General features: G+C 63.7%; 21 protein-coding genes. 13 read left to right on the forward strand and 8 right to left on the reverse strand.

The features are described from left to right. Nucleotides 1–77: 77 nt before the first annotated feature. From speA to ACF8GB_RS21765, 4 genes are all read right to left on the reverse strand, one after another. A complete protein-coding gene (gene speA / locus ACF8GB_RS21750) occupies nucleotides 78–1,991 on the reverse strand; it encodes an arginine decarboxylase (protein ID WP_058605287.1) in 1,914 nt (637 codons plus the stop codon). Nucleotides 1,992–2,141: 150 nt separating this feature from the next. Further along, the gene (locus ACF8GB_RS21755) at nucleotides 2,142–2,513 is read right to left on the reverse strand and encodes a translation initiation factor Sui1 (protein WP_392527630.1); all 372 of its coding nucleotides are present in this window, start codon (nucleotides 2,511–2,513) and stop codon (nucleotides 2,142–2,144) included. 203 nt (nucleotides 2,514–2,716) lie between these two features. Beyond that, nucleotides 2,717–3,253: an NUDIX hydrolase gene (locus tag ACF8GB_RS21760; protein ID WP_182140554.1), complete on the reverse strand. Its 537-nt coding sequence runs from the start codon at nucleotides 3,251–3,253 to the stop codon at nucleotides 2,717–2,719. Between the two features lies 1 nt (nucleotide 3,254). Then, entirely contained in the window at nucleotides 3,255–4,322 is a 1,068-nt protein-coding gene (locus ACF8GB_RS21765) for a DUF2333 family protein (RefSeq protein ID WP_058639416.1), read from the reverse strand. A gap of 248 nt (nucleotides 4,323–4,570) precedes the next feature. Between ACF8GB_RS21765 and ACF8GB_RS21770 the strand changes: the two genes are divergently transcribed. The 6 genes from ACF8GB_RS21770 (at nucleotide 4,571) to accC (ending at nucleotide 12,470) form a co-directional block, all read left to right on the forward strand. After that, nucleotides 4,571–5,929 carry a diguanylate cyclase gene (locus ACF8GB_RS21770; RefSeq protein WP_078479170.1) on the forward strand — a complete coding sequence of 453 codons (1,359 nt, stop codon included), beginning with the start codon at nucleotides 4,571–4,573 and terminating at the stop codon, nucleotides 5,927–5,929. Nucleotides 5,930–6,166: 237 nt separating this feature from the next. Continuing rightward, complete coding sequence (locus ACF8GB_RS21775) at nucleotides 6,167–8,014, forward strand: methyl-accepting chemotaxis protein (RefSeq protein WP_392527644.1); 1,848 nt, start codon at nucleotides 6,167–6,169, stop codon at nucleotides 8,012–8,014. 129 nt (nucleotides 8,015–8,143) lie between these two features. Then, a complete protein-coding gene (locus tag ACF8GB_RS21780; protein ID WP_392527631.1) occupies nucleotides 8,144–9,907 on the forward strand; it encodes a protein-disulfide reductase DsbD in 1,764 nt (587 codons plus the stop codon). A gap of 179 nt (nucleotides 9,908–10,086) precedes the next feature. Further along, on the forward strand, nucleotides 10,087–10,542 hold the full coding sequence (aroQ, locus tag ACF8GB_RS21785; protein WP_003255330.1) for a type II 3-dehydroquinate dehydratase: 456 nt from the start codon (nucleotides 10,087–10,089) through the stop codon (nucleotides 10,540–10,542). A 96-nt stretch (nucleotides 10,543–10,638) separates the two neighbouring features. Then, a complete protein-coding gene (gene accB, locus ACF8GB_RS21790; RefSeq protein WP_023535179.1) occupies nucleotides 10,639–11,097 on the forward strand; it encodes an acetyl-CoA carboxylase biotin carboxyl carrier protein in 459 nt (152 codons plus the stop codon). A gap of 17 nt (nucleotides 11,098–11,114) precedes the next feature. After that, on the forward strand, nucleotides 11,115–12,470 hold the full coding sequence (accC, locus tag ACF8GB_RS21795) for an acetyl-CoA carboxylase biotin carboxylase subunit (protein ID WP_058639420.1): 1,356 nt from the start codon (nucleotides 11,115–11,117) through the stop codon (nucleotides 12,468–12,470). Between the two features lie 304 nt (nucleotides 12,471–12,774). Here accC and ACF8GB_RS21800 read toward each other — a convergent pair whose 3' ends face one another. Then, entirely contained in the window at nucleotides 12,775–14,628 is a 1,854-nt protein-coding gene (locus ACF8GB_RS21800) for a sigma-54-dependent Fis family transcriptional regulator (RefSeq protein WP_058639421.1), read from the reverse strand. A gap of 282 nt (nucleotides 14,629–14,910) precedes the next feature. Here ACF8GB_RS21800 and ACF8GB_RS21805 point away from each other — a divergent pair, with 282 nt between their 5' ends. The 7 genes from ACF8GB_RS21805 (at nucleotide 14,911) to ACF8GB_RS21835 (ending at nucleotide 22,810) form a co-directional block, all read left to right on the forward strand. Then, nucleotides 14,911–15,963: an NAD(+)/NADH kinase gene (locus tag ACF8GB_RS21805; protein WP_058639422.1), complete on the forward strand. Its 1,053-nt coding sequence runs from the start codon at nucleotides 14,911–14,913 to the stop codon at nucleotides 15,961–15,963. Nucleotides 15,964–15,985: 22 nt separating this feature from the next. Then, the gene (locus tag ACF8GB_RS21810) at nucleotides 15,986–16,963 is read left to right on the forward strand and encodes a thiamine pyrophosphate-dependent dehydrogenase E1 component subunit alpha (RefSeq protein ID WP_145256290.1); all 978 of its coding nucleotides are present in this window, start codon (nucleotides 15,986–15,988) and stop codon (nucleotides 16,961–16,963) included. A gap of 33 nt (nucleotides 16,964–16,996) precedes the next feature. After that, on the forward strand, nucleotides 16,997–18,019 hold the full coding sequence (locus tag ACF8GB_RS21815) for an alpha-ketoacid dehydrogenase subunit beta (protein ID WP_058639423.1): 1,023 nt from the start codon (nucleotides 16,997–16,999) through the stop codon (nucleotides 18,017–18,019). Continuing rightward, nucleotides 18,016–19,122, forward strand: coding sequence for an acetoin dehydrogenase dihydrolipoyllysine-residue acetyltransferase subunit (locus tag ACF8GB_RS21820; protein WP_182140550.1), 1,107 nt, complete (start codon nucleotides 18,016–18,018; stop codon nucleotides 19,120–19,122). Before ACF8GB_RS21815 ends, ACF8GB_RS21820 begins: the two co-directional genes overlap by 4 nt. 49 nt (nucleotides 19,123–19,171) lie before the next feature. Continuing rightward, nucleotides 19,172–20,239 (forward strand): 2,3-butanediol dehydrogenase, encoded by a 1,068-nt coding sequence (locus tag ACF8GB_RS21825; protein WP_228385201.1) that lies wholly within the window; start codon nucleotides 19,172–19,174, stop codon nucleotides 20,237–20,239. A 165-nt stretch (nucleotides 20,240–20,404) separates the two neighbouring features. Next, the gene (locus ACF8GB_RS21830; protein ID WP_078479177.1) at nucleotides 20,405–22,138 is read left to right on the forward strand and encodes a C13 family peptidase; all 1,734 of its coding nucleotides are present in this window, start codon (nucleotides 20,405–20,407) and stop codon (nucleotides 22,136–22,138) included. A gap of 27 nt (nucleotides 22,139–22,165) precedes the next feature. Further along, entirely contained in the window at nucleotides 22,166–22,810 is a 645-nt protein-coding gene (locus tag ACF8GB_RS21835) for an oxidoreductase (protein ID WP_058605301.1), read from the forward strand. Between the two features lie 35 nt (nucleotides 22,811–22,845). Here ACF8GB_RS21835 and ACF8GB_RS21840 read toward each other — a convergent pair whose 3' ends face one another. From ACF8GB_RS21840 to mpl, 3 genes are read right to left on the reverse strand one after another with little or no spacing between them, the layout of a single operon-like run. Beyond that, entirely contained in the window at nucleotides 22,846–23,133 is a 288-nt protein-coding gene (locus ACF8GB_RS21840; protein ID WP_392527632.1) for a YceK/YidQ family lipoprotein, read from the reverse strand. Next, on the reverse strand, nucleotides 23,130–23,759 hold the full coding sequence (gene ubiX / locus ACF8GB_RS21845) for a flavin prenyltransferase UbiX (protein WP_058605303.1): 630 nt from the start codon (nucleotides 23,757–23,759) through the stop codon (nucleotides 23,130–23,132). Before ubiX ends, ACF8GB_RS21840 begins: the two co-directional genes overlap by 4 nt. Beyond that, a complete protein-coding gene (mpl, locus tag ACF8GB_RS21850; protein WP_058639681.1) occupies nucleotides 23,756–25,105 on the reverse strand; it encodes a UDP-N-acetylmuramate:L-alanyl-gamma-D-glutamyl-meso-diaminopimelate ligase in 1,350 nt (449 codons plus the stop codon). Before mpl ends, ubiX begins: the two co-directional genes overlap by 4 nt. Nucleotides 25,106–25,132: the final 27 nt, after the last annotated feature.

The raw sequence follows: 25,132 nt of genomic DNA on the forward strand, positions 1-25,132 counted from the left end.
GCAACCCAAGGCGGTGCTCACCGCCGCCACGCTGCGAAGGCGTGACGGCGATGAGCCCCCTCAGGGGCTGAGGCTTCTCAGGACGAGAGGTAGGACGAACGGGTCAAGCCCAGGCGCAGCGCATCAAGGTACTGGGTACGCTCGCGCGCGGTGATCTTGGCACTGGCCACCTTGTCGCGGTAGTGAGTCATCAGCTCCTCGGGAGACAGGTGCACGTAGCGCAGCATGTCCTCGATGGTGTCGTGGGTCTCGATACCGGCGTGGTACACGCTGCCATCGGCATTCTGGTAGATGTTCACCGAGTCGGTGTCACCGAACAGGTTGTGCATGTCGCCCAGGATCTCCTGGTAGGCCCCGACCAGGAACACGCCCAGCAGGTAGTCCTCGCCCTCGTTCAGGGCATGCACCGGCATGCTGGTCTCGATGCTCTGCTCATCGACATACTGGTTGATCTTGCCGTCGGAGTCGCAGGTCAGGTCTTGCAACACGGCGCGCCGCAGGGGCTCTTCGTCCAGGCGGTGCAGCGGGATGATCGGCAGCACCTGGCCGATGGCCCAGGTGTCGGGCAGGCTCTGGAACACCGAGAAGTTGCAGATGTACTTGTCCGCCAGCTTGTCGTTCAGCTCATCGAGTACCTGGCGGTGCGAGCGCTGGCGAGCCTTGAGCGAGTTGTACAGGCGACGGCACACCGCGTAGTAGCACTGCTCGGCCAGGGCTTTCTCGGCCAGGCTGATCTTGCCGTCAGCGTACTGGGCGGCCACATCGCCCATGTAGTGGGTGGCGCGCCAGTAGGTTTCGGTCACCATCTCGATGTCGGTGGGCCCCAGCAGATCGGCCAGCCACTGCACGGTTTCCGGCAGCGCGTCCTTGTTCTCGATGGTCGGCACCTGGTCGTTGTGGCGCTCTACATCAGTGACCTGGATGACCAGCATGGCATGGTGAGCCGTCAGCGAACGGCCGCTCTCCGAGAAGATGTGCGGGTGCGGCAGGCCCTGCGCGTCGCAGAATTCCTTGAGCATGCCCACTACCACGCCGGCATAGTCATCCATGTCGTAGTTGATCGAGCTGGCGTTGCGCGAGTGGGTGCCGTCGTAGTCCACCCCCAGGCCGCCGCCCACATCGATGTGGTCCACCGGCAAGCCCAGGGCGCGCAATTCGCCGTAATAGCGGATGGCTTCCTTGAAACCGTGCTGGTAGTCCGCCAGGTTGGCGATCTGCGAGCCCATGTGGAAGTGCAGCAGGCGGATACCTTGGTCGAGGCCGGCGTCGCGAAAACGCTGCACCACAGAAATCAGCTGCGCGGCAGAAAGCCCGAACTTGGACTTCTCGCCCCCGGTGTCAGCCCATTTGCTCGATGCCAGCGACGACAGGCGCACGCGCAGGCCTACTTGCGGCTTGACCTTCAGGTCGGCCGCTTCCTCGATCACCAAGGCTACTTCGGACTCTTTCTCGATGACGATGAAGACGTTGTGGCCCAGCTTCTGCCCCATCAGCGCCAGGCGGATGAACTCACGGTCCTTGTACCCGTTGCAGACGATGGTGCCGCCCTTGGGCGCCAAGGCCAGCACTGCCAGCAATTCAGGTTTGGAGCCGGCTTCCAGCCCAATGGACACGTTCTGAGTGGCGATGATGTTTTCGACCACCGCCTCCTGCTGGTTGACCTTGATCGGGTAGAGCGCGGTGTACTGGTTCTGGTATTCCAGGCGCGCAATGTTGGCGTCGAAGGCGCCGGTCAACTGGCGCACGCGGTCCTGCAGAATGTCGGGAAAGCGTACCAGCAAAGGCAGCGACAGGCCGCTCTGGCGCAGCTGATCAACCTGCTCGTACAGGTCGATCGGCGAGCTGTCAGGGCCGTTGGGGCGTACTTCGACGCGCCCGGCTTCATTGATGGCGAAATACCCTGCGCCCCAATGGCGGATGCCATAAACACTGCGGCTGTCGGCCACGGTCCATTGGCTACCATCGTCTTTGCGTGTGCGTCGTACGGACATTCAAGTCCCCTATAAATTGAGTCAAGACACTGCTGGGCAAACCGGGAAGGCAGTGTAGAAGCCAAAAATGACGGTTCGTCCGTGCTCTGGGGTAGACCCTGGTCACTGCGACGAGTTTAGAAAGCGCAGGACGAAAACCTGCCGAGCGACTCAGCCGCCCGACTTTTTCGCCTTGAAGCCCTGCTTGATAAGCTCGTCGATCAGCAATTGCACATGATCGCCCTGGATCTCGATGACGCCGTCCTTGAGCGCGCCACCGGTACCACAGCGGCGCTTGAGGGTGGCAGCCAGCTCCTTGAGCTGATCGGGCGGCAACGGCACACCCGTGACGGTGGTCACGGTCTTGCCGCCACGGCCTTTGCTCTCGCGGCGCACGCGGGCGATGCCATCACCTTCGGGGATGACCCGCTGCTTGCAGGTACAGGCATCCACAGGCTGGCCACAGTCAGGGCAATGACGACCGGCATCGGTCGAATAAACAAGACCGCCGAGGGCGGAGAGGGAAGAAGCTTTCTTGGCCACTTTTGTGCCTCGGTGCTGAGGACAAAAACTGGTCGTACCTGCACATGAGGCCGACCGCGAAGCCCCACTCTGGCAGGGGCGGCGCTACTGCCGCAACACGTGCGGCAGCCCGAAAAGGCCGCGCAGTGTAACGATAAACGGTGCAGTTGCTAAGTACCGGATTGCGCCATTTTGCGAATGTTTTGCGACCCTACGTGCATGGGTTAGACAAGGCGGTTCCTATAGCGCATCAACGCGGCCATCGAGTCGGGGCAATAAGGCCTGAGCCGACTGTCCTCTAGCGCTTGGTCCACATCGATGAACCGTGCCTCGATCACTTCCTCAGGCTGCAGCCGCAGCGGCGCATCGGAGACTGCCGAGTACAAGGCGCACCACAGGCGATTGTCAGGCTGATCGAAGAAGAATCGCTCGTGAAAACGCAAGTTTACGTCAGCTATGCCCAGTTCCTCGGCCAGCTCGCGCGCGGCCGATTCGGCGTAGGTTTCACCGGCGGCCACCATGCCGCCGGCGGCAACGTCCCAATACCCGGGGTACAGCGCCTTGCTCAGGGTACGCCGGTGCACGCACAGTTCACCGGCACCATTGAACAGCAGAATGAACGTGCAGCGCCCGATCAGCCCGCGCTCGCGCAACTGTGCCCTGGGCAATGCGCCGAGCACTTGGTCGTGCTCGTCTACCCAGGTGACCCGTTCCCGGTCCGAAGCCGCCCGGTGGGCGGCTTCATCAGGGCTGAAGGTCATCTCAGCCCTGCGACAGCAGCTGGCGCAGGTCGATGACCGCCGCGTTGGCGCGGGAGATGTAGTTGGCCATGACCAGCGAGTGGTTGGCCCACATGCCGAAACCACTGCCGTTGAGCACCATCGGGCTCCACAGGGGCTCTTGCGAGGCCTCCAGTTCCCGGATGATCTGACGCACACTCACGGTCGCGTTCTTCTTGGCCAGCACGTCGGCGAAATCGACTTCGATCGCACGCAGCAGGTGCGACAGTGCCCAGGCCTGGCCACGGGCTTCGTAGAACACGTCGTCGATCTTCAGCCATGGGGTTTCCACGACCTCCTCGTCAACCTGCGGCGCCTGGCCAGCCACCACGGACTCAGTCTTGAGCGTGGTGTTGAGCTTTACGCGGCCTACGCTGGCCGAGAGACGTTGCGACAGCGAGCCCAGGCGGGTAGCGACGTCGCCCAGCCAGTTGTTCAGGTTGTCTGCGCGGGTATAGAAGATCGCGCCCTTGTCACCCGAAGCCAGGCGAGCCTGGTAGCGCGTCAGCGACTTGATGCCTTCTTCGAATTCCGATTCGCTGGACGGCAGGATCCAGCTCTTGTAATCGAAGTTGAAGCGCGGCTCGGCCTTGGCCAGGTCGGCATCTTCGGTCGATTGCGACTGGGAGCGGGCGAAGTCCTTGCGCAGCGCGCGGGAAAGGTCACGCACCTGGACCAGTACGCCGTACTCCCAGTTGGGCATGTTGTCCATCCACAAGCCAGGCGGGAGACGGTCGTTGGCAATGTAGCCACCTGGCTTGTTCAGCAAGGTGCTCGCCACGGTCTTGAGCGTTTCGACAGTGGTGTAGCCCACTACCATCTGCTGGCCATTACGCTCGGCTGCGCTCTGCGCGTTCTGCTGAACCGGGAACAATTCGGGCTCCTGGCTCCAGTACCAGGAAAGGCCGATACACACCAGCAGGTAAAGCCCAACCAGGGCTAACAGTGAGCGGCCCAACAGGCCACCAAAATAGCTACGGGCGGCAGCGCCGCGGCCGTCGACACGCTCGCGGGGCTCGGCTTTGGCCTCGCGGTTTTTCCAGTCCAGCATGGCTATATCCTTGATCAGTCACGACGGTTCAGGGGCTTTGACCACAGGCCTACGCCAGGGTGCCACGGCAAGCCCGCCTGACAGCACTATAAAGCAGACACCGCCTTACGCATAAGCGACCCCTTGGTCGGTAACTGAATAGTCATTCAGCCCACTTTGTTGAAAGGGGGCACGCCTACGCAGCTCAAGAACTGCTAGCATAGAGCCATCACTGCCCCTGCATACCCCTAACGACAAGTAGCCAGGACATGAGCCAAGCAGTTGAGCCGAGCCCGCAGTGCCCCCCTGAGCATCTTGTGCGTAGCGGCCTGCGCAAGGACGACCCACGCGACCAGTTGCTGCTGGCGCCCCAGCGCAGGCCGGTCTATATCCTCTTGCAGGACCACGACCGCGCCGAACGCCTGGCCCAGCAACTGGAGTTCTTCGGCCTGGGCGTACAGGCCTTGCCCACTGCCGATGCCTTTCGCGCATCGGTAGGCGAATGCCCGCCTTCGGCGGTCATCATGGACGTCGACTTCAATGGGGTCGGCCAGGGCCTGGCGTTGGCGGCCGAAGTCCAGGCGCGGCAGGCCAAACCCCTGCCGCTGCTGTTCTTCAGCCACCACGAAACCGACACTCCCACGCGCTTGGCCGCCGTGCGGGCCGGCGGGCGCGATTTCCTCACCGGCACACTGGAGGCTTCCAGCCTGCTGGAGAAGGTCGAGCGCCTGACCGATGCCGCGCCGTACGATCCCCTGCGCGTACTGATCATCGATGACTCACGCACCCAGGCCCTGTTCACGGAACGGGTGCTGGCAGGCGCCGGGATGATCACTCGCAGCCTGACCGACCCGATCGCCACCATGGCCGAGCTGGCTGATTTCCAGCCTGACCTGATCATCCTCGACCTGTACATGCCGGCGTGCACCGGCCCTGAACTGGCCAAGGTGATTCGCCACAACGACCGCTACGTCAGCGTACCGATCATCTATCTGTCGGCCGAGGATGACCTGGACAAGCAGCTCGAGGCCATGAGCGAAGGCGGCGATGATTTTCTGACCAAGCCGTTTCGCTCGCGCCACCTGATCACCACCGTGCGCAACCGCGCTGCCCGCGCTCGGCATCTGAAGGCGCGCATGGTCCGCGACAGCCTGACCGGGTTGTACAACCACACGCATATCCTGCAGTTGCTCGAGGATTGCAGCTTCCGTGCCCGCCGCGAACAGCAGCCGCTGAGTTTTGCCATGCTCGACATCGACCGGTTCAAGAAAATCAACGACCGCCATGGCCACCCCATGGGCGACCGGGTGATCAAGAGCCTGGCGCTGTTTCTCAAGCAGCGCCTGCGCAAGACCGACTTCATTGGCCGCTACGGCGGCGAAGAGTTCGCCATCGTCATGCCCAATACCGCCCTGGAGGCGGCGTACAAGGTGCTCGATGACATCCGCGGGCGTTTTGCCGAAATCCTCTACCCGGCCCAACCCCATGACCTGCGCTGTACGTTCAGTGCAGGCGTCGTGCAACTCGATGACGGGCTCGATGCCCTGACCATGGCCAGCGCGGCCGACGAGGCGCTATACCGGGCCAAGCATGCAGGACGTAATTGCGTGGTGCGTGTGGAGCCCTGAAGGGGTGGGCAAAGAATAAAGGCACTTTGCCATTCAATTGCGTGCCGCCGTCATCATCGCGTCACACGAACGCAATAACTTCAGGCCCCTGACTCTTCCCTCCCCCGCAGGAAGCACGCGGCTATGCGCCTGAAATGGCTAACCAATTTGAATACATTGTTGCTGGTGACGGTGTGCATTGCTCTGGGCGTCACGCTGTGGTGGTCGCAGCGGGCGCTGGAGCGTCCCTACCAGATGATGGAACGCTACCTGACCCTGTCGCGCCATTTTCAGACTGAGGCTGCCCAGAACATTCAAGCTTATCTTGGTAGCGGCGATGCCGTGCGCCATGCGGCGGCACTGCAGGCCACGGAGCAACTGCAAGCTTCGCTGGCCGACTGGCCCGAGGCGCTGGCCAGCCAACTGCGCCCCAGCCTGGACCACCTCCAGGCCTTCAGCGCGGGCGAGTTGCTGGCAGCCGGAAAGCTGGCCGGTGACCCCCAGGCGCTGTTGCTGCAAGCCGAACGCGAGCTGGGGGCCAACCTGGAGCAACTGACCACCTATGCGCGCGACAGCACCAACCCCGACGCTGGGCGCTATCTGCTGCCGCTTGTTGAGGCAACCCTGCACCTGAGCAGGCTGGGCCTGGCGCGGGAGAAGCTGGTGGGCAGCGGCCGGCCCGAACTGGCGACTGAGCTGGAGCGCGAGCTGCAATCGATCCAGGCCCAGGCGCAGGTCATCGAAGGCTTGCCGCTGCTGGGCGTGACCCGTATTGCCGAATCGGACGCGGATGACTTTGCCGCGCTGATGGGTTTGCAGAACGATACCCGCGCCCAGCAAGAAGACGTCGCCGTGGGCCTCAAGCGCGAGCTGCAAAGCCTGGTTGGGCGCTACCCGGCCGAGCTGCAACGTACCCGTGCCCAGATCGCCCAGCGCGCCGCCCTGGCGACCCGCGCCACGCAACAGCTGGAGGCAGTGCGCCAGGCCATCGCGGCCCTGGAGCCACAAGTGCGCAGCCTGCATGGCACCATCGCGGGGGAAGTGCGCATCCTGCAAGGGGCGATGATCGTGATGATCCTGCTGATCGCCCTGCTCATCGACACCCTGCAACGTCGCCTTGCACGCACCCTCACCGGCTTGGTGCCTGCGCTGTCGCGCTGGGCCGAGGGCGATTTTACCCAGCCTGTCGAAATGGGCAGGACCAACCGCGAGTTGCATGACATCCAGGCTTCGCTCAATCGCCTGCGCCAGTACCTGGTCGAACTGGTAGGCGCATTGCGGCACAATGCCGCGCAAGTGGCCGGCAGCAGTCATGCGCTGGCCGACATGAGTGCTGCCTTGCACGATGGCGCACAACGACAGGCCGGGGATACCGGGCAGATTCGCGACGCGCTTGGGGAACTGGAAGCGACCATCCAGCAGGTGGCTGGCGACGCCAGCGCTGCGGCCCTGGCCAGTCGTGACGCAGGCCGGGCAGTGGAACAGGGCCAGGCTGTGATCGGGCAGAGCCTGTCGGGTCTACGCACGCTGGTCGACGAGGTACAAGGCAACGCCCGCATGATCGAGCAACTGGCAGAGGAATCGGCCACGATCGGTGGCGTGCTGACGGTGATCCGGTCCATTGCGGAACAGACTAACCTGCTGGCACTCAATGCCGCCATCGAAGCCGCCCGCGCTGGCGAGATGGGTCGCGGGTTCGCCGTGGTGGCCGACGAAGTCCGCACCCTGGCCCAGCGCACCACCGGCGCCACTGGGGAAATCCAGACCTTGATCGACAGGTTGCAGCAGGCAGCCAAGGGCGCCGTGGACGGTACGCGGGTACAACTGGAGCATGCCGAGGCCACTGCCAACCAGGCCCAGACTGCCGATGGCGCATTGGACGAAATCGTGTGTGCGATCCGTACTATCGCCGACACTGCCCTGCGCATTGCCGAAGTGACGGCGCAACAAAGTGATGCGGTCAGCGATATCCGTGACCACAGCGAGCGGATTCATCAGCTGGGTGGCGATAACCTGCAACGCATCGGTGAGGGGCGTGAGCAAGGCGATCACCTGCTCAGCCTGGGCAGCGCGCTGAACCAGGCGGTGGGTGCCTTCAGGGTCTGAACCGGCCGCCCGCCCTGGCTCCACGAAATAGCCTTAGACCATCACCGGCAAGGCGGGCGGGCCCACACATGGTTCCTTGAGCGCCAACTCCGTTATGATGCGCGGCACGTTCGATCTTGCGAGTTCACCATGCGCCGCCTGTTTTTCCTGTTGTGCCTACTGCTGGCCAGCCCGGTGTTCGCCACGGGGCTGCTGGACAATCGCCCCAGCGCTACCCTCGGGGCCTCCTCACTGGCCGGCAACGCCGATTTCCTCCCGGTACACGAAGCCTTCAAGCTGAGCCTGATCCAGGCCGACGCCCATGCCATCAAGCTGCGCCTGGTGGCCACCGACGGCTACTACCTGTACCGCCACCGCTTCGTGTTTCGCACCGAGCCGGCCGACATCGCACTGGGCACGCCGGTCATCCCGAAGGGCGAGGCCAAACATGACGAGTTCTTCGGCGATGTGGAGGTGTATCACGGCATCGTCGACATTGAATTGCCACGCAATGACCCCAGGGCCTTCACCTTGCAGGTGGGTTACCAGGGCTGCGCTGACAAAGGCTTGTGCTACCCACCTGAAACCGAACACCTGAGCATTGAAGGTGAAGGTGCGCCGAGCAGCCAGGCCGCACACGCCTGGGAGTGGAAAGCGCTCTTGCTGTTCTTCATCGCCGGCGTGGGCCTGACGTTCACGCCGTGCGTGCTGCCCATGCTGCCCATTATCTCGGGGGTGGTTTTGCGCGGTCAGGCAGGTGGGCTGCGTGGGCTGTCGTTGTCACTGGCCTATGTGCTGTCCATGGCCGCCAGCTTTGCCGCCCTTGGGGCCTTGATGGGCCTGTTCGGCGCAGGCCTCAACCTGCAGGCGCGCCTGCAGTCGGCCTGGGTGCTGGTGCCTTTCGCGCTGTTCTTCGTGGCTTTCGCCCTGGCCATGTTCGGCTTGTTCGAACTCAAGCTGCCCCAGGCCCTGAGCAATCGCCTGGACGGCGTCGCCAATCGCACCCAAGGCGGCTCGCTGCTGGGCGCAGCGGCCCTGGGCGTGTTGTCCAGCCTGTTGGTTTCACCCTGCGTTTCGGCGCCGCTGGCGGGTGCGTTGTTGTATATCAGCGCCAGTGGAGACGCCTTGGGCGGTGCGCTCAAACTGTTCGCGCTAGGCCTGGGCATGGGTGCCCCGCTGCTGCTGGTCGCCACCGGTGGCGCCGCCTGGTTGCCGAAAAGCGGCCCATGGCTCAACAGCGTGAAGAACGCCATCGGCGTCCTGTTGCTGGGGCTGGCCATCGGTTTGCTCAGCAGGGTCTTGCCAGGGCCTGTCACCCTGGGGCTGATCGGCTTGCTCGCTGCCGGGGTGGCCGTGTTCCTGGGGGCCCTGGAGTTCGTCGTGAAGACGCCTCGCCAACGTCTGGCCCAACTGCTTGGCCTGGCACTGCTGGTCTACGCCCTGGCCTGCTGGTATGGCGCCCTCAGCGGCCAGGGTGATCCGCTGCGACCGTTGCCCCCTACAGGAGGGAGCACGGCTGGTCAGGCTGCGTCCCCTGCCCAGGCGTGGCGAACACTGACCACCGCCCAGGCGCTCGATGCTGCACTGGCCGATGCCAAGGCCGCAGGCCAGCCAGTGCTGCTGGACTGGTACGCAGACTGGTGCATCAGTTGCAAAGTCATCGAGCACGAGGTGTTGAATGCACCTCAGGTGCTGCCCCAGCTGGCGGGTTTCAAACTGCTGCGCGTGGATGTGACGCGCAGCGATGCGGCCCAGCGTGCCCTGCTGGACCGCTATCGATTGTTCGGCCCGCCGGCATTGATGTTCTTTGCCGCCAACGGCAGCGAACTGACCGCTGATCGGGTGATTGGCGAGATAAATGCCGAGAACTTTGCGTCCATTTTGTCCCGCGTTCGCGGCCAGGCAGGCCTGTAACGGCCCGCTGGCATGGGAACATGTCGGCGATCAGTGACCGGATCCTGCTATCTGGTCACATACTTCGCGCGAATCTCGCTCATCGTGCTGGCTATTGCCGGGAACTGGACACTTGCCGTCGCTTTAGGCACACTCGCCGCGCTGTGTCGAATTGCCCTACAAATCCAAGGAACTCGCAGATGGCAACGCTACTGGTGCTTCACGGCCCCAATCTGAACCTGCTCGGTACGCGCGAGCCCGGCCATTACGGCGCCGTGACCCTGGCCCAGATCAACCAGGACCTGGAGCAACGTGCTCGCGCCGCGGGCCACCATTTGCAGTACTTGCAGAGCAACGCCGAATACGAGTTGATCGATCGTATTCATGCGGCACGCAACGAGGGTGTGGATTTCATCCTGATCAATCCGGCTGCATTCACCCACACAAGCGTTGCATTACGTGACGCATTGCTTGCGGTGAGCATCCCATTCATCGAAGTGCACCTGTCCAACGTGCACAAACGCGAACCGTTCCGTCATCACTCCTACTTTTCCGATGTAGCCGTAGGGGTGATCTGCGGTCTGGGCGCCAGCGGTTATCGCCTGGCCCTGGAGTCCGCGCTGGAACAGCTGGCTGCCAACGCACAGCCCAAATGATGAAAGCCCTGGCCTCGGTGGCCAGGGTCAAGAGAAGCGTATCGACACGCTTTAACAATTTCGCCCCCTGACCGAACCTTTGGGAGTTGATGATTAATGGATATCCGTAAAGTCAAGAAACTGATCGAGCTGCTGGAAGAGTCTGGCATCGACGAGCTGGAGATCAAGGAAGGCGAAGAGTCGGTTCGCATCAGCCGTCACAGCAAGACCCCAGCTGCCCAGCAGTTCTACGCACCTGCCCCGATGGCTGCGCCTGCCGCTGCCCCGGTCGCCGCTGCCGCACCTGCTGTCGAAGCTGCCGCCGCGGCACCGGCCCTCAAGGGCACCGTCATCCGCTCGCCAATGGTAGGCACCTTCTACCGCAAGCCTTCGCCGACCTCGCCGAACTTCGCTGAAGTGGGCCAGAGCGTGAAGAAAGGCGACACCCTGTGCATCGTCGAAGCCATGAAGATGATGAACCACATCGAAGCCGATGTCGGCGGTGTCATCGACGCCATTCTGGTAGAAGACGGCCAGCCGGTTGAGTTCGACCAGCCGCTGTTCACCATCGTTTGAATCGCGGAGAGCCAACGATGTCTGGGAAGCTCGAAAAAGTCCTGATCGCCAACCGCGGGGAAATTGCCCTGCGGATCCTGCGTGCCTGCAAAGAACTGGGTATCAAGACCGTCGCGGTGCACTCCACCGCCGACCGTGAACTGATGCACCTGGGCCTGGCAGACGAGTCGGTCTGCATCGGCCCTGCATCGTCCAAGGATTCGTACCTGCACATCCCGGCGATCATCGCCGCTGCCGAAGTCACCGGCGCGACCGCGATTCACCCCGGTTACGGCTTCCTGGCGGAAAACGCCGATTTTGCCGAGCAGGTCGAGAAGTCCGGCTTTGCCTTCATCGGCCCCAAGGCCGACACCATTCGCCTGATGGGCGACAAGGTCTCGGCCAAGGACGCGATGATCAAGTCGGGCGTACCGACCGTGCCGGGCTCCGACGGCCCGCTGCCGGAAGACGAAGAAGTCGCGTTGGCCATCGCCCGCGACGTCGGCTACCCGGTGATCATCAAGGCCGCCGGTGGCGGTGGTGGTCGCGGCATGCGTGTGGTGCACAAGGAAGAGGATTTGATCGCCTCGGCCAAGCTCACCCGTACCGAAGCCGGTGCAGCCTTCGGCAACCCGATGGTGTACCTGGAGAAGTTCCTGACCAACCCACGTCACGTGGAAGTACAGGTCTTGTCCGACGGCCAGGGCAATGCAATCCACCTCGGTGACCGCGATTGCTCCCTGCAACGCCGCCACCAAAAGGTGCTGGAAGAGGCCCCGGCCCCAGGCATCGACGAGAAAGCACGCCAGGAAGTATTCAAGCGCTGCGTAGACGCGTGCATCGAGATCGGCTACCGCGGTGCGGGGACGTTCGAGTTCCTGTACGAAGATGGCCGCTTCTACTTCATCGAGATGAACACCCGTGTGCAGGTTGAGCACCCGGTGTCGGAGATGGTTACAGGCATCGACATCGTCAAGGAGATGCTGAGCATCGCCGCTGGCAACAAGCTGTCGTTCCGTCAGGAGGACGTGGTGGTCCACGGCCATTCGCTGGAATGCCGTATCAACGCCGAAGACCCGAAGAAGTTCATCCCGAGCCCTGGCAAGGTGAAGCACTTCCACGCACCGGGCGGCAACGGCGTGCGTGTCGATTCGCACCTGTACAGCGGTTATTCGGTTCCGCCGAACTATGACTCGCTGATCGGCAAGCTGATCACCTGGGGCAAGGACCGTGACGAAGCCATGGCCCGCATGCGCAATGCCCTGGACGAGATCGTCGTCGATGGCATCAAGACCAACATCCCGCTGCACCGTGATCTGGTGCGTGATGAAGGCTTCTGCAAAGGCGGCATCAACATTCACTACCTCGAGCACAAACTGGCCAACCAGGACTGATCGCGTAGTGTGAAGTACAAGAACCCCGGACTGGCTCCGGGGTTTTTTATTGCCTGTTTGGGCTCGATCAATGGCTGATGCGGCCCTCAGGGTGCTTGTGGCCAAGTCCGACCTAGCAGAGCAATCTGCGCATCCCCGTGACCCTCTCTGACTGGCGTGAATTAATGATCTGGCTTGTATGTTCGATCTGAAGACCGCAGGAGTCCGAACGCAGGTTCTGTGTAGAAAGGCCCCCCCTGAAGTCGCGATCAGCGGTGCCTGAACTGTCGCGCGGGCAGAAGCTACAACAAGCGCAGCTGCGACTCTACCCCTTCATACGAGGCATCTCGATGCGGTGCTCGTGCACCCGGCGATACAGCGTCGCACGCGAAATACCCAACGCCTGGGCAGCCTCGGCGGGCTTCCAGCGATGGCGAATCAACGCATCCAGCAACCGTTGCCGCGCCGGGCAGGACGCCTCGCTCGTTACCCGGCCAACCTCCTGCCCACGAACCTCCTCCGGCAGGTCAAGCAGGCGCAACTGCCCTCCCTCGTTCACGGCGCAGGCATAACGCAACACCTGCCGCAACTGGCGCAGGTTCCCCGGCCAGCGATACTCCAGCAATGCCTGCAAGGCATCGTCGGCCAGCGCCACGCTCACCCCACACGCATCGGCCTCTTCGGCCAGCAACTGGTGAATGAGCCCCAGCCGGTCTTCGCGCTCGCGCAGCGCCGGCAACGCGAAGCGGGCGTTGGCCAGGCGAAAATACAAGTCCTCACGAAACTGCCCCTGCTCCACCCTCGCCGCCAGGTCGCGGTGCGTAGCGCAGATCACCTGAATGTCCACGCGCTGGCGCCGCGCAGCCCCCAAAGGTGCTACCTCACCCTCGGCCAGTACCCGCAACAGGCGGGTCTGCAGGCTCAGTGGCATGTCGCCAATCTCGTCCAGAAACAGCGTGCCGCCATCGGCCTGGTGTACAAGCCCTTGCATACCCTTGCTCGACGCCCCGGTGAAGGCTCCCGCAACATAACCAAACAGCTCGCTCTCGATCAGGTTCTCGGGGATGGCGGCGCAGTTGAGCGTGACGAACGGGCCGTTGCCGCGCTTGCTTTGCTGGTGCAGCTGGCGGGCGAAGACTTCCTTGCCTGTACCCGTCTCGCCCTGCACCAGCACGGCAAGGTTACAATCCTTGACCCGCGTGGCCAGGCGCAAATGTTGTTCGATGCGTCGGTCCAGGCCTTGCAGCAAAGGCTCGACCGGCGGCTTGCGCTGTGGGGCGCTGACCCGGCCATACAGCTCGCCCAACCCTGGCAGACGTTGCGCCGACGCGTTGCTGACACGTCGCAATTGCGCCTGGTCGAACAGCTCACCAATGTGCGCAGGCAAGCGCCCCAGGCGTTGCATCAGGCGTTGCCGTGTCAGGCTGTTCATCGCCTGCAGGCGGCCGTCGGCGTCCCAGGCCAGCAGGTAGTCAGGCTGGCTTTCCACATAACCTGGTGTGCCGTGGGCACGCATCACCCAGTGGCCCTGGGCGCTGTGCATGAAAAAGGCGTTTTCGATTTCGCGTGCGGTCTGCTCGACCAGTTGCCGGATCAGGTGCTGGCTGCGGCGGTCGTCGGGCGAGCGCAGGGCAGAGACGTCCAGCACCCCCAGCAACTCGCCAAAGGGGTCGAAAACAGGCGCCGCGCTACAGGTCAGGCCGATGAAGGCAGCGCGAAAGTGATCGCGCTTGTGCACGGTGACCGGTGCCTTGGTGGTCAGTACTGCCGCTACCCCGCAGGTACCCTCCTCCCCCTCCGACCAGCAGGTGCCCAGGTACAGACCGGCCTTGCGGCAGTCAGTGCGAATGGTCGATTCGACCCGGTAATCGATGGTGCGGCCCTGTGCATCGGTCAGTAGCACGCAGTAGTCGGCCTCACGCACCTGTTCGTGCAGGCGCGCCACGGCGTCCCCGGCAATGCGCAGGAACAGCTCCGAGCGCTCTCGGCATTCATTGAGCAGCGCCTGGGAAAGAATACGCGGCCCTTGCTCGGAGGCGGGATCGAGACGGTACAGCTCCATGGAGCGACGCCAGGAATCGAGGATCAACGGCGGTACTGGCGCCTGGGGCAGACGGTCGGCGTTCTTCAGTACCCTGCTGACGCAGTCGACGTGAGCGCGGGAGTTCGCGGCAAGCATTCAGGCCCTCCGGTTCTCGTTGCTGTTCTTGTGGTTGTGCAGCCATTAAGCGCCTGCGCGCAGGCCTGGACAAGCACGGTGTGATCAAAGGTGTGGTTGAGACGCAGCGTCTCAACGTCTCGCCGCACAACGCCCAGGCCGGCACCTGGCGTCTCAGCACGGTAGCCCGCCTGGCAGCGGTAAAGACCATGCAAGGCCTCTGCGACGGACCTTTGCGGGGTTTCGTGCAAAGCTGGCACCGCGCTTGCTCTGGTCCTTGCAAACAAGAACACGAGGTGCGCCATGCCGCTACCCGCCCCACTGGTCGGCATCATTGCCAACCCTGCTTCAGGCCGAGACCTGCGTCGCCTGACCGCCACTGCCGGCTTGTACTCCAGCACCGACAAGGCCGCCGCCATCGCCCGCCTGCTCGCCGCATTCGGCGCCACGGGTGTCGGCCACGTGCTGATGCCCAGCGACATGACCGGCATCGCCGCTGCCGTGGTCAAGGCCTGCGCCGGGCCGATGGCGCGCGATCAGCACTGGCCTGCCCTCGAGATACTCGACCTGCCGCTGACCCAGACCGTCAGCGACACCCGGCTTGCCACGCGCAACATGGTCGCGCGGGGGGTGTCGCTGATCGCTGTGCTGGGGGGCGACGGTACCCACAAGGCCGTGGCGGCAGAAGCTGGCGACGTACCCCTGCTGACCTTGTCCACCGGCACCAACAACGCCTTCCCGGAGCTGCGCGAAGCGACCAGCGCGGGGCTTGCAGGCGGCCTGATCGTCGGCGGCAAGGTGCCAACCTCCATCGGCCTGCGCCGCAACAAACGCTTGCTGGTCAGGGTGCCCCAGCAGCAACTGAGCGAATGGGCGCTGGTGGAGGTAGCGGTGTCGCCCCAGCGTTTCATCGGCGCGCGGGCGCTGAGCCGCAGCGAAGACCTGAGCGAAATCTTCGCCTGCTTCGCCGAGCCCCACGCCATCGGCTTGTCGGCACTGTGCGGCCTGTGGAATCCGGTCTCGCGGCAAGCGCCCCACGGCGCCTGGGTGCGCTTGGACGAGAACGCCGGGCAGGCGCTGCTGGCCCCTGTGGCCCCTGGCGTGCTGCAAGGCTGCGGCATCACCGCCTCCGGCCACATGGCGCCCGACGAACCGTACCGCCCTGCCCTCGTCCAGGGCACCTTGGCCCTGGACGGCGAGCGGGAAATCGAATTCTGCGCCCATGACACCCCCACCATCACCCTCGATCACCTGGGCCCGTTGAGTGTGGACGTGCAGGCAGTGCTCACGCATGCCGCCCAGCATCGTCTGCTGGCTGTACCCCTGGGCCACCCGCTGCACCCCGCGACCCGTTGAGACAACCCCGGAGAACAACAAGATGTCCAATCAACCGAGTTCCGCACAACTGCTGCATGCCTATGAAGTGATGCGCACCATTCGTGCCTTCGAAGAACGCCTGCACGTCGAGTTCGCCACAGGCGAAATACCCGGCTTCGTTCACCTTTACGCCGGTGAAGAGGCCAGCGCTGCGGGGGTGATGGCCCACCTGCGCGACAGCGATTGCATTGCCTCCAACCATCGCGGCCATGGCCACTGCATCGCCAAGGGCGTGGATGTGTACGGCATGATGGCCGAGATCTACGGCAAGAAGACCGGAGTCTGCGGCGGCAAGGGCGGCTCGATGCACATTGCCGACCTGGGCAAGGGCATGCTCGGCGCCAACGGTATCGTCGGCGCTGGCGCACCTTTGGTGGCAGGCGCTGCGCTGGCAGCCAAGCTCAAGGGTCGCGACGATGTGTCCGTGGTCTTCTTCGGCGATGGCGCCTCCAATGAAGGCGCAGTGTTCGAAGCCATGAACATGGCTGCGATCATGAACCTGCCGTGCATCTTCGTCGCCGAGAACAACGGTTATGCCGAAGCCACCGCGTCCAACTGGTCAGTGGCCTGCGATCACATAGCCGACCGCGCCGCCGGCTTCGGCATGCCAGGGGTCACCATCGACGGCTTCGATTTCTTCGCGGTTCACGAGGCCGCCGGTGCCGCCATCGAGCGCGCACGTGCCGGCCAGGGGCCGTCGCTGATCGAGGTCAAGCTCAGCCGCTACTACGGCCACTTCGAGGGCGATGCGCAAACCTACCGCGCCCCCGATGAAGTGAAGAACCTGCGCGAAACCCGCGACTGCCTGCTGCAGTTCCGCGACAAGACCGTGCGCGCGGGCCTGCTCGAAGCAGGCCAACTGGACAGCATCGATGCCCGCGTCGAGGACCTGATCGAGGATGCCGTGCAACGCGCCAAGTCCGACCCCAAGCCACAACCTGCCGACCTGCTCACCGACGTCTACGTCGCCTATCCCTGAGCCGCTCAAAACAAGAACAACAGGAGAACCACCATGGCAAGAAAGATCAGTTACCAGCAGGCCATCAACGAAGCCCTGGCCCAGGAAATGCGCCGTGACGATACCGTGTTCATCATTGGTGAGGATGTGGCCGGCGGTGCAGGCGCGCCTGGCGAAGACGATGCCTGGGGTGGCGTGCTGGGCGTGACCAAGGGCCTGTATCACCAGTTTCCAGGCCGCGTACTGGATGCGCCGCTCTCGGAGATCGGCTACGTAGGCGCCGCCGTCGGTGCGGCCACCCAGGGCCTGCGCCCAGTCTGCGAACTGATGTTCGTCGACTTCGCCGGCTGCTGCCTGGACCAGATCCTCAATCAGGCGGCCAAGTTTCGTTACATGTTCGGCGGCAAGGCCGTGACCCCGCTGGTCATGCGCACCATGTACGGCGCCGGGCTGCGTGCCGCGGCCCAGCATTCGCAGATGCTCACCTCGCTGTGGACGCACATCCCGGGCCTGAAGGTGGTGTGCCCGTCCTCGCCTTACGACGCCAAGGGCCTGCTGATCCAGGCCATCCGCGACAACGACCCGGTGATCTTCTGCGAGCACAAGCTGCTGTACGGCATGCAGGGCGAAGTACCGGAGGAGGTGTACACGGTGCCGTTCGGCGAAGCCAATTACCTGCGCGATGGCAGCGATGTCACCCTGGTGACGTATGGCCGCATGGTGCATGTGGCCATGGAAGCCGCCAACAACCTGGCCCGCCAGGGCATCGACTGCGAAGTCCTGGACCTGCGCACCACCAGCCCGCTGGACGAAGACAGCATCCTTGAAAGTGTCGAAAAGACCGGGCGCCTGGTGGTGATCGACGAAGCCAACCCCCGGTGCTCGATGGCCACGGACATCAGCGCCCTGGTTGCGCAGAAGGCATTCGGTGCGCTGAAAGGGCCCATCGAAATGGTGACGGCGCCGCATACGCCCGTTCCGTTTTCCGACGCTCTGGAAGACCTGTATATCCCCGACGCTGCCAAAATCGAAACAGCCGTGCGCACCGTTATCGATGCTGCAAGGAGCGCCGCATGAGCCAGATCCATACCCTGACCATGCCCAAATGGGGCTTGTCGATGACCGAAGGCCGGGTGGACACCTGGCTCAAGCAGGAAGGCGACGTCATCACCAAGGGCGACGAAGTGCTGGACGTGGAGACGGACAAGATCAGCAGCAGCGTCGAGGCGCCGTTCAGTGGCGTGCTGCGCCGCCTGGTGGCCAGGCCGGACGAGACCCTGCCGGTGGGCGCGCTGTTGGCCGTGGTGGTAGAAGGCGAAGCCGACGACGCCGACATCGACGCTGTGGTACAGCGCTTTCAGGCCGAGTTCGTGGCCGACGGTAGCACCGACCAGGCCCAAGGCCCGGCGCCGCAGAAAGCCGAGGTGAAGGGGCGCTTGTTGCGCTGGTTCGAATTGGGCGAAGGCGGGACGCCCTTGGTGCTGGTACATGGCTTTGGCGGCGACCTCAACAACTGGCTGTTCAACCACCCTGCCCTGGCCGCCGAGCGACGGGTAATCGCCCTCGACCTGCCGGGCCATGGCGAGTCGGCCAAAGCCTTGCAGCGCGGTGACCTGGAGGAACTGAGCGAAACGGTGCTGGCCCTGCTCGATCACCTGGACATTCCACGTGCTCACCTGGTCGGTCACTCCATGGGCGGCGCGGTTTGCCTGGGCCTTGCGCGCCTGGCACCGCACCGGGTGGCCAGCCTTGGCCTGATCGCCAGCGCGGGTCTGGGCGAGGCCATCAATGGGCAGTACCTGCAAGGGTTCGTCGCGGCCAGTAGCCGCAACGCCCTCAAGCCGCAGATGGTGCAACTGTTCGCCGATCCGGCCTTGGTCACGCGGCAACTGCTCGAAGACATGCTCAAGTTCAAGCGCCTGGAGGGCGTAGACCAGGCGCTGCAGGTGCTGGCCTCGGCCCTGGCCGACGGCGACCGGCAACGCCACGACCTGCGCAGCGTCCTGGGCCAGCACCCGGCCCTGGTGATCTGGGGCGAGAAGGACGCGATCATTCCGGCCAGTCATGCCCAGGGTCTGGAGGCCCAGGTGGTCGTCGTGCCGGAAGCTGGCCACATGGTGCAGATGGAGGCCGCCGACACGGTCAACCAGCACCTGCTCGCTTTCATGCGCAGCCATTGACCCTTCCCGGCTTCTGGAGATTCCTATGAACGACTTGAGCAATCCACACATGCGCGCGGCGGTCTGGCACGGGCGCAACGACATCCGGGTCGAGCAGGTGCCCCTGCCGGCCGACCCTGCACCTGGGTGGGTGCAGATCCAGGTGGACTGGTGCGGCATCTGCGGCTCGGACCTGCACGAATACGTGGCCGGACCGGTCTTCATCCCGGTCGACGCGCCACACCCGCTGACCGGTATTCAGGGCCAATGCATCCTCGGCCACGAGTTCTGCGGCCGGATCGCCAAGCTCGGCGCAGGCGTCGAGGGCTATGCCGTGGGCGATCCGGTGGCGGCAGATGCCTGCCAGCACTGTGGCACCTGTTATTACTGTACCCACGGGATGTACAACATCTGTGAGCGCCTGGCGTTCACAGGCTTGATGAACAATGGCGCCTTCGCCGAGCGGGTCAATGTGCCGGCCAATCTGCTCTACCGGCTGCCGCCCGGTTTCCCGGCCGAGGCAGGGGCCCTGATCGAACCGCTGGCGGTCGGCATGCACGCGGTCAAAAAAGCAGGCAGCCTGCTGGGCCAGACCGTGGTGGTGGTGGGCGCCGGTACCATCGGACTGTGCACCATCATGTGCGCCAAGGCGGCAGGCGCGGCGCGGGTGATCGCCCTGGAGATGTCTTCGGCGCGCAAAGCCAAGGCATTGGAAGTGGGCGCCAGCGTGGTCCTGGACCCCAACCAGTGCGATGCGTTGGCCGAGATTCGTGCGCTCACCGCCGGGCTGGGGGCTGACGTGAGCTTCGAGTGCATCGGCAACAAGCACACGGCCAAGCTGGCCATCGACACCCTTCGCAAGGCCGGCAAGTGCGTGATGGTGGGAATTTTCGAGGAGCCGAGCGAATTCAACTTCTTCGAACTGGTGTCCACCGAGAAGCAGGTGATCGGTGCGCTGGCCTATAACGGCGAGTTCGCCGACGTGATCGCCTTCATCGCCGACGGTCGGTTGGATATACGCCCGCTGGTGACCGGCCGCATCGGGCTGGAGCAGATCGTCGAACTGGGGTTCGAGGAACTGGTGAACAACAAGGAGGAAAACGTGAAGATCATCGTGTCGCCGGGATTGGGTCGCTAGGCGCACGGTATCGAAGTTCCCCTGGGGCGGCCTGATCAGGCCGCCCCTACCCGAGGCCCCATCGCTTGCAAACGGGGCGCAAAGCCCCCTCGCCCCACCCGCCACTCGCTGTTTCAGGCGCTCGATCTGAGTCATAATCGGCGCACTCACTGCCCGGTCCTCGCCATGCGTCCACTGCTTCCCCTGACCCTGCTCCTGTTGCTCGCTGCCTGTGGTGATGGCGAATCCCTGAGCCCACCCGATGCCCGTCTGCCAGACGGCGGTCGCTACCGAGGCCAGGTCGTCGACGGCTTGCTGCAGGGCCAGGGCCGTATCGACTACCCCAATGGCAGCTGGTATGCCGGCGGTTTCAAGGATGGCCAATGGCACGGCCAGGGGGAATGGCACGGGCAGAACGGCGAAGTCTACCGCGGCCAGTTCGTCGCCGGCCTGTTCGAAGGGCTTGGGGACCTGACCACACCAGGTAGCCACTATGCGGGCACCTTCCGCCATGGCCGGCGCGATGGCGAAGGCACCCTCAAGCAGACTGGGCAAACCTACCGCGGGCAGTTCAAGGACGACCTCTACGAAGGGGCAGGCGAACTGGAGTTGGCCGACGGCAGTCGCTACCGGGGCCTGTTCGCCAAGGGCAAGCCCAACGGCGCCGGCGTGCGCAGCGATGCTAGCGGTAATCAGTTCAGCGGCAGGTTCGTGGACGGCCAACTGCAAGGCACTGGCACCTACGACAGTGTCGAAGGCGAGCAGTACATCGGCGAGTTCAAGGACAACCGCCTCGAAGGCCGCGGGCGCTACGAAAACGCCGAAGGCGATGTGTGGATCGGCCAGTTCAAGGACGGTTCGCTCAACGGCGAAGGCGAAATGCTGGGCAGCGACGGCAGCCATTACAAGGGGACTTTCCTCGACTGGCGCATGTCGGGCCAGGGCAGCCTGCAACTGGCTGATGGCAGTCAGTACGTGGGCCATATGCTCGATGATGCCTACCACGGGCAAGGGCGCCTGACACTGGCTGACGGCAAGGTACAAAGCGGTACCTGGGCCAATGGCGTTCGGGTTCGCGATGAGCGTGGCACCTTGCTGCCGGACCCGCTCGATATGGCACTGCTCAATCAAGGGCGCTTGCTCAAGGAAGCCTTGGCCACCGTGCCCCGGTCCCAGCCGGCAATCGAGCTGTACAGCCTGGTGGTGGGGGGCGACGGGCAGCAGAGCGTTTTTCTGCGCGAAGCCGATTACGTGAGCAACCTGCTGAAGGTACGCTTCGGTGCCAAAGGCCAGGTCACGCTGGTCAACCATCGTGACTTCATGGCGACGCGCCCCATGGCCACGCGGCAGAGCATCACCCGAGCCGCCAGCACCCTGGCCGAGCGCAGCGGCCCGGAAGACCTGCTGTTCATCTACCTCACCAGCCACGGTAGCCAGGACCACCAACTGGTCCTCGATCAACCACGCCTGCAGTTGGCCGATATTTCCGCCGACGAGTTGGCCGATGCATTGGCCCCCTTGAAAAATCGAGACAAGGTCATCGTCATTTCCGCGTGTTATTCCGGTGGCTACATCGATGCCCTGAAAGATTCGCGCACGCTGCTCATGACAGCCGCCCGAGCCGACCGGGTGTCCTTCGGTTGCTCGGAAGAAGCCGACTTCACCTACTTTGGCGACGCCCTTTTCGCCCAGGCCCTGAATCAGACGGACGACCTGAAACAGGCGTTTGAACTGGCGCGTACCCATGTTGCCGAACGTGAACGAAACGAAGGCTTCGAAGCGTCCGAGCCGCAGCTGTGGGCACCGCCAAACGTGCTGGAGCACTGGCAGCGCCTACGCCGGAACCAGGCCGAAGAAGCCTTGCGCAATACGACACAGGCAGCGGTAGGGGCACAGGCAAAAACGCCGCGCAGCCACTAAGCTTGTGTGTAACAAGGGAGAGACATCATGTACTTGACGCCTCAGCATGTCCTGCTTGCCGGAGCGACCGGCCTGACTGGCGAGCACCTGCTCGACCGCCTGCTCAATGAGCCCACCATCACCCGCGTGCTGGCGCCTACACGCCGCCCTTTGGCAGAACATCCCCATCTGGATAACCCCGTAGGCGATCCGGCTGTATTTTTGCCCCAGCTGGAGGGCCGCGTAGACATCGCGTATTGCTGCCTGGGCACGACATTGAAGCAGGCAGGCTCGGAGTCCGCATTCAAAGCCGTGGACCTGGACATGGTAGTGGCCTTCAGCAAGCGAGCCCGTGAGATGGGGGCCAGGCACTTGCTGGTGATCAGTGCCGTGGGCGCCGACCCGACATCCTCGATCTTCTACAACCGCGTCAAAGGCGAGATGGAAGAAGCCCTCAAAGCCCAGGACTGGCCTCAACTGACCATCGTCCGCCCGTCGCTGTTGCTGGGAGAACGCACCGAGCCAAGGCTCACCGAAACCCTGGCCGCTCCCTTTTCCAAGCTGATGCCTGGCAAGTACCGGGGTATTGAGGCCTGCACATTGGCACGAGCGCTGTGGCGCCTGGCGCTGGAGGAAGAGGACGGCATCCGGATCGTGGAGTCGGACGAGTTGCGCAAGCTGGGGAAAAACTGAGCCGCTGCCGGGTTGCTAGCGGCTGCATGCAGCACTCAAAAGCCGCCGCTGCCGTGATAGTAAATGCCGGCGGCAGCTGGCAGGGTCAACGGCAGTAACAAGGTATCGAGAAGAAAACTGACCGGCAGATCGAGGGAGGCGAACCGGGGAGCCTCGACGCCGAAGCGCGCCTGGGGGCAACAGCCACCGCTGATCGCATACCAATCCAGACGGGTGCCTGCATACACCACCGGCGCCCCTGGCTTGGTGCCATCCAGGGTGCGTACCGTGGCGCAGCCACCGAGCATCAACACAGCCAGCGTACCGGCCAGCCCTCTTTTCAATCATCCACCCCATAATGATGCTCACCCCAACGCGGCAGCATGTCCTGTGGGATGTTCAGCAGGTTGAGGATGCGCGCCACCACGAAGTCGACCAGATCGTCGATGGTCTGTGGCTGATGATAAAAACCAGGCGAGGCCGGTAGCATCACCGCACCCATCTGCGACAGCTTGAGCATGTTTTCAAGGTGAATGGTGGAAAACGGCGCCTCACGAGGCACCAGGATCAACTGCCGACGCTCCTTGAGGGTGACATCGGCAGCCCGTTCGATCAGGTTGTTGCACGCACCCGTGGCAATCGCCGACAGCGTGCCGGTAGAACACGGCACCACCACCATGGCCGCTGGTGCGCCGGAACCCGACGCCACGGGCGACATCCAGTCTTCCTTGCCATACACCCGAATCTGCCCATCGGCAGCGCCAGTGTATTCGGTCAGGAACGCCTGCATCGCCTGCGGTTTGGCAGGCAGGAGTACGTCGGTTTCGGTCGCCATGACCAGCTGTGCGGCCTTGGAAATCAGAAAGTGCACCTCCCGATCTTCGCGCACCAGGCAATCGAGCAAGCGCAGGCCATACTGCGCACCCGATGCCCCGGTCATCGCCAGGGTAATGCGTTCCGGCCCGCTCACTTGAGCGCCTCGGCCAGCTTGCCGTGCAGGCCGCCAAAGCCACCGTTGCTCATGATCACCACCTGGGTACCTGGCCGCGCCTGGCGCTTGACCTGCTCGATGATCGCCTCGAGGCTGTCGGCCACTACGCTGGGCACCTTGCATTGCGCGGCCGTGGCTGCCAGGTCCCACCCCAGGTTGGCCGGGGCGTACCAGATCACCTGGTCAGCATCGTTGACGCTCTCAGGCAGGCCATCGCGATGTGCGCCCAGTTTCATCGAATTGGAGCGCGGCTCGATGACGGCAATCACCGGTGCATCACCCACGCGCTTGCGCAGGCCGTCCAGGGTGGTGGCAATGGCCGTGGGGTGATGGGCGAAATCATCGAAGATGGTCACGCCTTGCACTTCGGCGACCTTTTCCATGCGCCGCTTGACGCTTTTGAACGCACTGAGGCCTTCGATACCCATCGCCGGTGCCACGCCAACGTGACGGGCGGCCGCCAGGGTCGCCAAGGCATTGGCCACGTTGTGCTGACCGGTCAGCGCCCAATCCACCACGCCCTGCACGTGCCCGTCGAACAGCACCTCGAAGCGCGACCCATCCGGGCTGAGCAGGCGTGCCTGCCACTGCCCGCCGTCGCCTGTTGTCTGCACGGGCGTCCAGCAGCCCATGTCGATGACCCGCGCCAGCGCGTGTTCGGACGTGGGATGGATCACCAGGCCTTCGCTGGGGATGGTGCGTACCAGGTGATGAAATTGTCGCTCGATGGCAGCAAGGTCAGGGAAAATGTCCGCGTGGTCGAATTCCAGGTTGTTCAGGATCGCCGTGCGCGGGTGGTAATGCACGAACTTCGAGCGCTTGTCGAAGAAGGCACTGTCGTACTCGTCCGCTTCGACCACGAAGAACGGCGTATCACCCAACCGCGCCGATACGGAGAAATTCTGCGGCACCCCACCGATCAGGAAGCCAGGGCTCATGCCGGCATGCTCAAGCACCCAGGCCAGCATGCTGCTGGTGGTGGTCTTGCCATGGGTGCCGGCGACTGCCAACACCCAGCGGCCCTGCAGCACATGGTCGGCCAGCCATTGCGGGCCCGACACATAGGGCAGGCCCTTGTTGAGCACATGCTCCACCGCCGGGTTGCCACGGGACATGGCGTTGCCAATGACCACCAGATCGGGAGCCGGCTCCAGCTGAGCAGGGTCATAACCCTGGGTCAGCTCGATGCCCTGGGCCTGGAGCTGGGTGCTCATCGGCGGATAGACGTTGGCGTCCGATCCGGTGACGCGGTGGCCAAGTTCCTTGGCCAGCACCGCCAGCGAACCCATGAAAGTGCCGCAAATACCGAGAATGTGAATATGCATGGTCGACCTCGCAAAACATCGAGGCAG

Source organism: Pseudomonas sp. xss_4 (assembly GCF_043104125.1).
In the GTDB taxonomy this organism is placed as follows: Bacteria; Pseudomonadota; Gammaproteobacteria; order Pseudomonadales; family Pseudomonadaceae; genus Aquipseudomonas; species Aquipseudomonas parafulva_B.